The sequence below is a fragment of the Oryzomicrobium sp. genome, assembly GCF_021287045.1.
Lineage (GTDB): Bacteria > Pseudomonadota > Gammaproteobacteria > Burkholderiales > Rhodocyclaceae > Oryzomicrobium.
Genome location: NZ_JAJTBG010000008.1, coordinates 231491 through 242485, shown reverse-complemented (window position 1 = coordinate 242485; position 10995 = coordinate 231491). Strand labels below are relative to the sequence as shown.

8 protein-coding genes and 1 riboswitch are annotated in these 10995 nt (G+C 69.0%); of the genes, 7 read left to right on the top strand and 1 reads right to left on the bottom strand.

Annotation, left to right across the window (positions count from 1 at the left end; all coding sequences use genetic code 11):
- Positions 1-122: 122 nt before the first annotated feature.
- The gene (gene thiD, locus LWW89_RS11210; protein ID WP_293264145.1) at positions 123-1019 is read right to left on the bottom strand and encodes a bifunctional hydroxymethylpyrimidine kinase/phosphomethylpyrimidine kinase; all 897 of its coding nucleotides are present in this window, start codon (positions 1017-1019) and stop codon (positions 123-125) included.
- Positions 1009-1110, bottom strand: a riboswitch (TPP riboswitch). Its footprint overlaps the gene before it by 11 nt.
- A 100-nt stretch (positions 1111-1210) precedes the next feature.
- On the opposite strand from thiD, the gene LWW89_RS11205 reads away from it, so the two are divergent.
- The 7 genes from LWW89_RS11205 to LWW89_RS11175 all read left to right on the top strand — a co-directional run bounded on the left by LWW89_RS11205 (position 1211) and on the right by LWW89_RS11175 (position 10535).
- Entirely contained in the window at positions 1211-2719 is a 1509-nt protein-coding gene (locus LWW89_RS11205) for a carbonic anhydrase family protein (protein ID WP_293264143.1), read from the top strand.
- Between the two features lie 193 nt (positions 2720-2912).
- A complete protein-coding gene (locus LWW89_RS11200; protein ID WP_293264141.1) occupies positions 2913-3575 on the top strand; it encodes a TetR/AcrR family transcriptional regulator in 663 nt (220 codons plus the stop codon).
- Between the two features lie 68 nt (positions 3576-3643).
- The gene (locus LWW89_RS11195; RefSeq protein ID WP_293264139.1) at positions 3644-4828 is read left to right on the top strand and encodes an efflux RND transporter periplasmic adaptor subunit; all 1185 of its coding nucleotides are present in this window, start codon (positions 3644-3646) and stop codon (positions 4826-4828) included.
- On the top strand, positions 4825-8058 hold the full coding sequence (locus LWW89_RS11190) for an efflux RND transporter permease subunit (protein WP_293264137.1): 3234 nt from the start codon (positions 4825-4827) through the stop codon (positions 8056-8058). Before LWW89_RS11195 ends, LWW89_RS11190 begins: the two co-directional genes overlap by 4 nt.
- Positions 8059-8155: 97 nt before the next feature.
- Positions 8156-8809, top strand: coding sequence for a protein-L-isoaspartate O-methyltransferase (locus tag LWW89_RS11185; RefSeq protein WP_293264159.1), 654 nt, complete (start codon positions 8156-8158; stop codon positions 8807-8809).
- Positions 8810-8825: 16 nt separating this feature from the next.
- Complete coding sequence (locus LWW89_RS11180; protein ID WP_293264135.1) at positions 8826-9158, top strand: rhodanese-like domain-containing protein; 333 nt, start codon at positions 8826-8828, stop codon at positions 9156-9158.
- Positions 9159-9197: 39 nt separating this feature from the next.
- Positions 9198-10535 (top strand): TolC family outer membrane protein, encoded by a 1338-nt coding sequence (locus tag LWW89_RS11175; protein ID WP_293264133.1) that lies wholly within the window; start codon positions 9198-9200, stop codon positions 10533-10535.
- Positions 10536-10995 lie beyond the last annotated feature (460 nt).

Below are 10995 nucleotides of genomic sequence, written 5' to 3'. Positions count from 1 at the left end.
GCACTGTCGACGTGGGCCTGGGCGGCGGTGAAGGGGGCTTTGGCGTTCATGGGGAAACTCCCGGTGGGGCAGGGTGGTGCGAAGAGGCTAATAAGAACGATGGTTTTAGCGCAAGTGGGCGCTCACCACCAGGCGTGAAAGTGATGGGTCGGGCCGTGGCCGCTGCCGACCCGGAGCCGGCCGCTTTCGGCGATGGCCCGGTTGAGATAGGTCCGGGCATCGGCTACGGCGGCGGGTACGTCGGGGCGCTGCGGCAGCAGAGCGGCGATGGCCGCCGACAGGGTGCAGCCGGTGCCGTGGGTGTTGCGGGTGGGCAGGCGGCGGCCTTCGAATTCGATCATGCGGTCGCCGTCGAAGAGCAGGTCGGTCAGGTCGTCGCCGGGCAGGTGGCCGCCCTTGAGCAGCACCCAGCGCCGGCCGTCGTCGGGCAGCAGGCGGCGCAGCTTCTCGGCGGCCTTGTACATTTCGCGCACCGACTCCGGGTGGCCGATCTCCACCAGCACCGCCGCTTCCGGCAGGTTGGGGGTGATCACCGTGGCCTGGGGCAGCAGGGCCTCCTTGATCAGGCCGATGGATTCGTCGGAAAGCAGCTTGTCGCCGCTCTTGGCCACCATCACCGGGTCCACCACCACCTGGGCCGGGCGCCACTTGGCGAAGCCCTCGGCCACGGTGCGCACTACCGCCGGGGTGCCGAGCATGCCGGTCTTGGCGGCGGCAATGGCCACGTCGGCGAACAGGGTGTCGATCTGCAGCGCCAGGAAATCGGTGGGTGGGACGTGCACGCCGGCGACGCCCTGAGTGTTCTGGGCGGTCAGGGCGGCAATCACGGCGCTGCCGTAGGCGCCCAGGGCGGAAAAGGCTTTCAGGTCGGCCAGCACGCCGGCACCGCCGGAGGGATCGACCCCGGCGATGGTCACGACGTTGGGCGGCACCGCCGGGCGGGCGCCCGGGGCGGAGGGGGAAGACGAGGGGGACGTCGCGAGGACGTCAGTTTCTGGCAGGATAATGGCTGGCGGCATGGCGTTTCCCTTCGCCGGCATGACCCGGATCAGGTTCCAAGGGACTCTCTCAGCCGCCCAGCCCATCCGGGCGGCACCCCTAACGTGGAACCGCACGGTACTGGAAAAGCGCTGTGCCCTCAAGTTTCCTATTGGCAGGCCGTAAAACCGACGTAGACCAATAATTTCCGCCGCTGTCCCGGGGAACTCAAATGATCCAATCGCGAATCGGCATCATCCGCCAGGCCGAGGGCGTCCGCGCCCCTCGGCGCCTGGGCGCGTGCCTGCTCGCGGCCGCCCTGGGCGCGGCCGCGCTGCTGCCTGGGGCGGCTCAGGCCGAGGGGCAGCGCAAGAACGTCAAGCCGATCACCGAGATGCGCCTGGACGGCCCGGCGGTGGTGGCCAAGGCCGCGCCGGACGCCAAGTCGGCGGCCCCCGCGCCTGCCGCTGCCGCGCCGGATTGGCGCTCCCTGATCAGCGAGACCGGTCGGCGGGTGGACATCGACCGGGCCAGCATCAAGAAGGACGAAACTGGCAAGACCGTGGCCTGGGGCCGCATCGTCCTCGACAAGGAAGTGCCGGACCCGCGCAGCTCGGCCGCCTACAAGGTGGTCCAGGCCTACAACCGCTACGACTGCTCCAACCGCACCTTCGCTACCCTGAAACGTTCCTTCCTGCGCGCCGACGGCGAGGTGCTGCGGGAGGAGGACGTGAAGGCCGCCGCCGAGCTGCCGGTACGCGGCGGCAGCATCGAAGACCGGCTGCTGCGCGAAATCTGCCGTCCCCAGACCCCCGGCGAAGTGCGCCGCGAGGCCGAGCGAGCCGCCGGCCGGGTGATGGAAGTGGCGTCCTTCGACCTGCAAAAGGCCAACGACGCGCTGCTGGCCAAGGAAACCAAGAAGGCGATGAAGAAGGTTGCCGCCACCGAGGCCCCCGTGCCGGCGGCGGCCGCCGATCCGGCCGCCACCCTGGAGGCGCGCATGGCCAAGGCTCCGGCGCCCCGGGCGGCAGTGGCGCGGCGCGCGCCGCCGCCCCGGGAGGTCGAGGTGCATTGGGACTACGAGGGCCTGGGCGGGCCGGAGAACTGGGGCCGGCTCAAGCCCGAGTTCTCGCTGTGCGCCAAGGGCGCCCGCCAGTCCCCCATCGACCTGCGCGACACCATCCAGGTGGATCAGGACCCGATCCAGTTCCAGTACGAGGATGCGCCCTTCCGTATCGTGGACAACGGCCACACCATCCAGGTCACGCCCCTGGGCAACAACTTCATCACGGTGATGGGGCGGACCTACCGGCTGCGCCAGTTCCATTTCCACCGGCCCAGCGAGGAACTGATCAACGGCCGGGACTTCGACATGGTGGCCCACCTGGTGCACCAGTCCGCCGACGGCCGGCTGGCGGTGGTGGCGGTGCTGCTCGAACGGGGCGCCCTCAATCCGACCATCCAGACCCTGTGGAACAACCTGCCGCTGGAAAAACAGGACGAGTTCCAGCCCACCACCGCCACCCTGGACCCGGCCAGCCTGTTGCCCAAGGATCGGGGCTACTTCGCCTACATGGGCTCCCTCACCACCCCGCCGTGCACCGAGGGCGTGCTGTGGCTGGTGATTCGCCAGCCGGCGCCGATCGCCGCCGAACAGATCGGCATCTTCAGCCGCCTCTACCGCAACAACGCCCGCCCCGTGCAGGCGGGCAACGGCCGGCTGATCAAGGAAAGCCGCTAAGCCGGAGAAAGTGGCCCCGGGGCGTTCCGGGTTCCGTACAAGGGGCGCTGCTTCGGCAGCGCCCTTTTTCATTGCCGGTCGCGGCCAGGTACCGATGCCGTGAGGCGGTGTCCGGTACCGGACAGCAAAAAAGGTTTGACGGACAAGGACGTGTCATTTAGTTTACTGACTGATCAGTAACTAACTTAACGTCATGACGCCCCCCTCCGACACGAACGCTTCCGCCACCGAAGCGGCGCCCCGGCGCCGGCGCAAGGAAGCCCGCCCCCAGGAATTGATGGCGGCGGCGCTGGCGCTGTTCGTCGAGCACGGCTTCGCCGCCACCCGCCTGGACGACGTGGCGGCCCGGGCCGGCGTGTCCAAGGGCACCCTGTACCTGTACTTCGACAGCAAGGAAGCCCTGTTCGAGGCGGTGATCCGGGAGGGCATCGTCCCGGCGTTGAAAGAGGCTGGAGCCCGGGTGGCGGCCTATCAAGGCTCCGCCTCGGCCCTGCTCGAGGAGTTGCTCAAGGCCTGGTGGGCGCTGATCGGCGAGGGCCCTCTGGGGGGCATTCCCAAGCTGATGATCAGCGAGGCGCGCAATTTTCCTTCCGTGGCCGAGTACTACTACCAGAACGTGATCGTTCCCGGCCGTCGCCTGCTCGCCCTGACCCTGGAGCGGGGCATGGCCGCCGGCGAATTCCGCGGTGTGGACGTGGATACGGCCATCGACGTGGTCATCGCCCCCCTGCTCATGCTGGCCATCTGGCGCTACTCCATGGGGCCGTGCTGCCCGTCCGACGCCAGCTACGACACCGAGCGCTACCTGCGCACCCACCTGGACATCGCCCTGGACGGCCTACGCTGCCGGGGCTGACCCGGCGCCGCCAGCCCGCACAAGTCCGGCCCGTCTTCCGTCCTTCCCGCCTTTCCCTCTTTTTCGCCATGACCCGACTCCCCGCCCTGCCGTTCCGGCCCGCCCGGCCTCTCTGTGCGGTTCTGCCCCTGCTGGTCCTGCTGGCCTCGGCCTGCTCCCGGGAGGCGCCCACCGCCGTGCCACCCACGCCGGTGCTGGTGGCGGCGGCCCAGCCGGCGCCTCTGGGCGGCCAGGTGTTCTCCGGCGAAGTGCGGGCGCGCCGCGAGGCCGACCTGGCCTTCCGTATCGCCGGCAAGCTGGCGATCCGCCTGGTGGACCCGGGCAGCCGGGTGAAGCCCGGCGACGTGCTGGCCCGGCTCGATCCCGAAGACGTCCGCCTGTCCGCCGCCGCCGCCCGGGCCCAGACGGCCCAGGCCGAGGCGGATCTGAAACTGGCCCAGGCCGACATCGCCCGTAACCGGGCGCTGCGCGCCCAGAATTTCATCAGCCAGGCCGCCCTGGACCAGAAGCAGGCGGCCTACGATGCCGCCGTGGCCCGGGTCGAGGCGTCCCGCGCCCAGGCGGCGGTGGCCGGCAACCAGTCCGGCTATGCGGCCCTGGTGGCCGACGTGCCCGGGGTGGTCACCCAGTACTACGCCGAGCAGGGCCAGGTGGTGTCCGCCGGCCAAGCCGTGGTGCGCCTGGCGCCGGACGGGGACAAGGACGTGGTGATCGCTGCCAGCGAATCCCAGGTGGGCGCCTTCAAGGTCGGTGAGCCGGTGCTGGTCAGTCTGTGGGCCCGGCCCCAGCCCCTGATTCCCGGCGAGGTGCGGGAAATCGCCCCCGCCGGCGAAGCCGCCAGCCGGACCTTCGTCGTCAAGGTACGGCTGAAGCCGGCCAAGGCCGATGAATCCGCCGTGCTGCTGGGCATGACAGCCACCGTGTTGGTGGGTGGCGCCCGGGACGACGGCGCCGTGCTGGTGCCGCCGGGCGCCCTGGTGCGCAGCGGCGGCAACGAGGTGGTATGGGTGGTGGCCGCTCCGGCCGCGGCGGCGGGGCAGTCCGCCCGGGCCGAGGCCCGGCCGGTGCAGGTGCGCCAATACCGGGAGGACGGGGTGGTGGTGAGCGGCCAGGTGCGCCCCGGCGACTGGGTGGTATCCCATGGCGGGCATAAGCTCCTGCCCGGCCAGACCGTGCGTCCCGCCAGCCTGCCCGGCGAGGCGCCGGTGGCCCTTACCGCAGCCACGGCGCCGGCCGCCGGGAGCGCCAAGTGACCGGCCGCTTCAATCTGTCCGAATGGGCCCTGGCGCACCAGCCCTTGGTGCGCTACCTGATCTTCGTCCTGGCCCTGCTGGGCGTGCTCGCCTACGGCAAGCTGGGCCAGTCGGAAGACCCGCCGTTCACCTTCAAGGTGATGGTGGTGCGCACCAACTGGCCCGGCGCCAGCGCCCGGGAGGTGGAGCAGCAGGTCACCGATAAGATCGAAAAGACCCTGCAACAGGCGCCCCAGGTGGACATCCTGCGCAGCTATTCGCGGCCCGGCGAATCGGTGGTGATCTTCCAGGCCAAGGATTCCACGCCGCCGGCCCAGGTGCCGGACCTGTTCTACCAGGTGCGCAAGCGGGTCGGCGACATGCGCTACCAACTGCCCGCCGGCACTCAGGGGCCCTACTTCAACGACGAGTTCGGCGACACCTTCGGCAACATCTACGCCCTGACCGGCGAGGGCTACACCCCCACCGAGCTGCGCGACTACGCTGACCGCATCCGCAACCGGCTGCTGCAGATCAAGGACGTGGCCAAGGTGGAGCTGTTCGGCGACCAGGACGACAAGATCTACGTCGAACTGTCCAACATCAAGCTGGCCAACCTGGGTCTGGACCTGACCGCCATCACCGACGCCCTGGCGCGCCAGAACGCGGTGACCGAACCCGGTTTCTTCGAGACCGGCGAGGACCGGGTGCGGCTGCGCCTCTCCGGCGCTTACGACACGGTGGCGACAGTGCGCGACACTACGCTCCGCGCCGGCAACCGGCTGATCCGCCTGGGCGACATTGCCGAGGTCAAGCGCGGCTACGCCGAGCCGGCCCAGCCGCGCATGCGCTTCATGGGCCAGCCGGCCCTGGGCCTGGGCGTGTCCATGGCCCCGGGGGGTGACATCATCCGCCTGGGCAAGGCCCTGGAGGAGGAGGCCGCCCGCTTCAAGGCCAACTTGCCCGCCGGGCTGGAACTGCGCGAGGTGGCCAGCCAGCCCAAGGCGGTACAGCGCTCGATCAACGAATTCGTGCGCTCCCTGGCCGAGGCGGTGATCATCGTGCTGATCACCTGCTTCTTCTCCCTGGGGTTGCGCACCGGCCTGGTGGTGGCGGTGTCGATCCCCCTGGTGCTGGCCGCCACCTTCCTGCTCATGCAGTACTTCGGCGTGGGCCTGCACAAGATTTCCCTGGGGGCGCTGGTGCTGGCCCTGGGCCTGCTGGTGGACGACGCCATCATCGCCGTGGAGATGATGGTGGTGAAGATGGAGCAGGGCTGGGAGCGCACCAAGGCGGCAGCCTTCGCCTACACCTCCACCGCCGGTCCGATGCTCTCCGGCACCCTGGTCACCGTGGCCGGCTTCCTGCCGATCGCCACCGCCCAGTCGGCCACCGGCGAATACACCCGCTCGATCTTCCAGGTGAACGCCATTGCCCTGCTCACCTCCTGGGTGGCGGCGGTGGTGGTGATCCCCTACCTGGGCTACCACATGCTGCCCGACCCCCTGGCACCCCGGGAGAGCCGGCTCTCCTACCGGCTGCGCCAGCGCTGGCTGCACCCGCTGCTGGCCCGGCTGTCGACCCGCTTCCCGCGCCTGGAATCCCGGGTGAACGGCTGGCTGGAGAAGGCCACCGCCTCCCGGGTCGAGGACCACCACGCCCATCCCGAGGAAATCTACAACACCCCCTTCTACCACCGCTTCCGCACCCTGGTGGACTGGTGCGTCAAGCGCCGCTGGCTGGTGATCGCCGCCACCCTGGCGGTGTTCGTCACGGCGCTGGTGGGCTTCCGCTTCGTCCAGCAGCAGTTCTTCCCCAGCTCGACCCGGCTGGAGCTGATGGTGGACCTGCGCCTGCCCGAGGGCTCGTCGTTCACCGCCACCGAACAGGTGGTGCAGCGCCTGGAAACCATGCTGGCCAAGGAGGCCGGTGTGGAGAACTACGTGGCCTGGGTCGGCACCGGCAGCCCACGCTTCTACCTGCCCCTGGACCAGCAGTTGCCCCAGACCGCCTTCGCCCAGTTCGTGGTGCTGACCCGCAGCATCGAGGACCGGGAGGGGCTGCGCGACCACCTGATCGCCCTGTTCCGCGACGACGCCGGCTTTGCCCCGGTACGGGCCAACATCACCCGCCTGGAGAATGGCCCGCCGGTGGGTTTCCCGGTCCAGTTCCGGGTCAGCGGCGAGCACCTGCCCACCCTGCGCGCCCAGGCTGAGAAAGTGGCGGCGGCGATGCGCGCCAACCCCCACCTGTCCGACGTGCAGTTCGACTGGGACGAGCCGTCCAAGGTGCTGCGCCTCGAGGTGGATCAGGACAAGGCGCGCCAGCTCGGCGTGTCCACCAGCGAATTGGCCCAACTGCTCAACACCGCCCTGATCGGCCTGAAGGCCACCGAGTTCCGCGAGAAGAACCGCACCATCGAGGTTCTGTTGCGGGGCGACCGGCGCGAGCGCACCTACCTGTCGCAACTGGAAACCCTCAATGTGCCGACCCGGACCGGACGCACCGTGCCTTTGGCCCAGGTGGCCAAGGTGCGCTATGAGATGGAGGACGGCCTGATCTGGCGGCGCAACCGGCTGCCGACCATCACCGTGCGCGGCCAGATCTACGACAGCCGCATCCAGGCGCCCACTGTCACCGAACAGTTGCAGCCCAAGCTGGAACCGATCCGCGCCGAACTGCCCCCGGGCTACACCCTGGAAACCGGCGGGGCCGTGGAAGAGGCGGCCAAGGGCTCGTCGTCGGTGGCCGCCGGCATGCCCCTGTTCATCTTCACCGTGCTGACGGTGCTGATGGTCCAGCTGAACAGCTTCTCGCGCACCATGCTGGTGGTACTCACCGCACCCCTGGGGCTGATCGGCGTGACCCTGTTCCTGCTGCTCTTCAACCGCCCCTTCGGCTTCGTCGCCATGCTCGGCACCATCGCCCTCTTGGGCATGATCATGCGCAACTCGGTGATCCTGGTGGATCAGATCGAGCAGGACATCCGCCACGGCCTGGCGCCCTGGCGGGCCATCGTCGAGGCCACGGTGCGGCGCTTCCGCCCGGTGGTGCTGACTGCCGCCACGGCCATCCTGGCGATGATCCCGCTCACCCGCTCCACCTTCTTCGGCCCCATGGCGGTGGCGATCATGGGCGGCCTGCTGGTGGCCACGGCGCTGACCCTGCTCTACCTGCCGGCCCTGTATGCCGCCTGGTTCCGGGTCCGCCCCCAGCCGGCCGCGCAGGAGGGTCAAGCCCCTGCGGTATAATCCCAAGGTTTAGCGCAACTCGCGTGGTCCGCCTACGGCGCACCGGTGCAACGTAACCTCGGGAAACGATGGAGAAGGCAAGGAAATGGAAAGCACACTGAATATCGAGCAGGCCCGCTTCAACATGGTCGAGCAGCAGATTCGTCCCTGGGACGTGCTCGATGCGTCGGTGCTCGACCTGCTGTTCGCGGTCAAGCGCGAGGAGTTCGTGCCCGCCGCTTCCCGCGACCTGGCCTTCGCCGACCTGGAACTGCCCATCGGCCACGGCCAGGTGATGCTCCAGCCCAAGCTCGAAGCCCGCCTGCTCCAGGAACTGGCTGTGAAGAAGACCGACAAGGCCCTCGAAGTGGGCGCCGGCAGCGGCTACATGGCCGCCCTGCTGGCCGCCAAGGCCGCCCAGGTGACCACCATCGAGATCAACCCCGAACTGGCCAAGACCGCCACCGCCAACCTCAAGGCCGCCGGCGTCGCCAACGCCCGCGTCGAAGTGGGCGACGGCCTGCAAGGCTGGTCCGCCGGCGCTCCCTACGACGTGATCGTCGTCTCTGGTTCCGTGCCGGTGCTGCCGGAAGCCCTGCTTGCCCAGCTCAAGGTCGGTGGCCGCCTGGCCGCCATCGTCGGCACCGCCCCGGTGATGGAAGCCCAGATCATTACCTGCACCGCCCCCCACACCTACTCCACCCTCAACCTGTTCGAGACCGTGGCGCCCGCCCTGCAAGGCGCGCCCCAGCCGAGCACCTTCAGCTTCTGAGCCCAGCCCGCCGATCATGCAGAACCTTGCACCCCGCGACCTGGCCGAGTGGCTCGCCGATCCCGCCCGGGAAAAACCCCTGCTGCTGGATGTGCGCGAGCCCTGGGAATTCGCCCTGTGCCACCTGCCGGACAGCCGGCACGTGCCCATGGGGCAGATTCCGGCCCGCTGGGAAGAGCTGAACGATCGGCCCGAAGGCGTACCCGTGGTGTGCATCTGCCACCACGGCGGGCGCAGCATGCAGGTGGCGCTGTTCCTCGAACGGGCGGGGGTGGGGCCGGTCTTCAACCTGGCAGGAGGCGTTCACGGCTGGGCCGGGGACGTGGATCCGGCCATGCCCACCTACTGAGTCATCGACTCCCGCCATTCCCGTTACGGAGATTCCGGCATGTTGCTGCGCGCGTTGCTTGCCACCCTGTCCCTGACCCTGGCCGGCCAGGTTCTGGCCGCCGAAGACCTGATGCAGATCTACCGCCAGGCCCTGGACAGCGACCCGCAGTACGCCGCTGCCCGGGCCACCCTGGAAGCGGGCCAGGAAAAGCGGCCCCAGGCCCTGTCGGGCCTGCTGCCTGTGGTGGCGGGCAACGCCAACACCACCTGGAACCACTACGACCTGAAGGTCGGCCCCTACCCGTCGGCCAAGCAGGGCTACAACTCCAACGGTTGGGCCCTCCAGCTCACCCAGCCCGTCTTCCGCTGGGACCGCATTGCCACCTACCGCCAATCCGGCGCCCTGGTGGCCCAGTCCGAGGCCCAGTTCGCCCAGGCCCGCCAGGACCTGGTGCTGCGCGTCGCCCAGGCCTATTTCGACGTGCTCTACGCCCAGGAAAACCTGGCCGCCCTGAAGGCCCAGAAGGTGGCCATCGGCCAGCAGCTGGCCCAGGCCAAGAAGAGCTTCGAGGTGGGCACCGCCACCATCACCGACACCCATGAGGCCCAGTCCCGCTTCGACCTGGCCACGGCCCAGGAACTGGCGGCCGACGCCGACCTGGAAGTGAAGCGCCGCGCCCTGGCCGCCATCATCGGCCGGGAGCCGGGGGAACTGGCCCGCCTCAAGGCCGATGCCCGCCTGACACCGCCCGAGCCCCAGGCCATGACCCCCTGGGTGGAATCGGCCCAGCGCGACAACTTCCTCGTCCAGGTGCAGCAGGCCGGCCTGGAAGCGGCCGAGCGCGAGGTGGACAAGCAGCGCGCCGGGCATCTGCCCAGCGTGGATGTGGTGGCCAACCAAGGCTATACCGGCAGTCTCAGCCAGAGTGTGCTGAACGGCTACCCGGCGGCACTGGACAGCAAGACCAACACCTACAGCGTCGGTTTGCAGGTGACCATCCCCCTGTTCCAGGGGGGCTACGTCAATTCCAAGACCCGGGAAGCCCAGGCCCAGCGCCAGGCGGCTATCGCCAACCTGGACAACGCCCGGCGCAGCGCCGCCCTGGCGGCCCAGCAGTCCTACCTGGGGGTGATGAGCGGGCTGGCCCAGGTGAAGGCCTACGAGGCGGCCCTGGCCTCGTCCAACCTGGCCCTGGAGTCGAACAAGCTCGGCTACGAGGTGGGGGTGCGCATCAACATCGACGTGCTCAACGCCGAGCAGCAGGTCTACACCACCACCCGGGACTTGGCCAAGTCGCGCCTCGATACCCTGGTGGCCCAGCTCAAGTTGAAGTCCGCCGTCGGCGCCCTGGCCGAAGAGGACATCGGCCGGGTCAACGTCCTGCTGGAGCACTGATCGCCTGGCGCCGGGCGGACCCGGCGGGTGCATCGACTCCGGGCGGAGCTGGTTGGCTTCAGCCGGTATGCCGCCGAATCGGGTGGTTGGTGCCTGAAAAGGCGCGCCAGTATTGAATCTCCAGGCGCTATTCCGGGAGAGCAAGCGCTGGCGCCGTTCTCCAAGACCCCATTGTGAAGATCCAATACTGGTGCGCCTTTCCACGGTGGCTGCTCCAAGCCTTGCCTCGAATGGGGCAAACCACAGGGTGACCCACTGAGGCGCCAAGAGCATCAATGGGCACCTCGTACCGACGCGGCGAGATCGCTTTTCCTTGGTGAAGCGTGGTGCACCTTGTTGGTTCGTTTTTCAGCGCGGGCTCTCACGTGGCGCCGCCGCAATCGGAAACGCCGGGTTTCGCCTGACGGCGAGCTACTTTCTGTCCGGCGACAGAAAGTAGCCAAAGAACGCCCGAACTGTA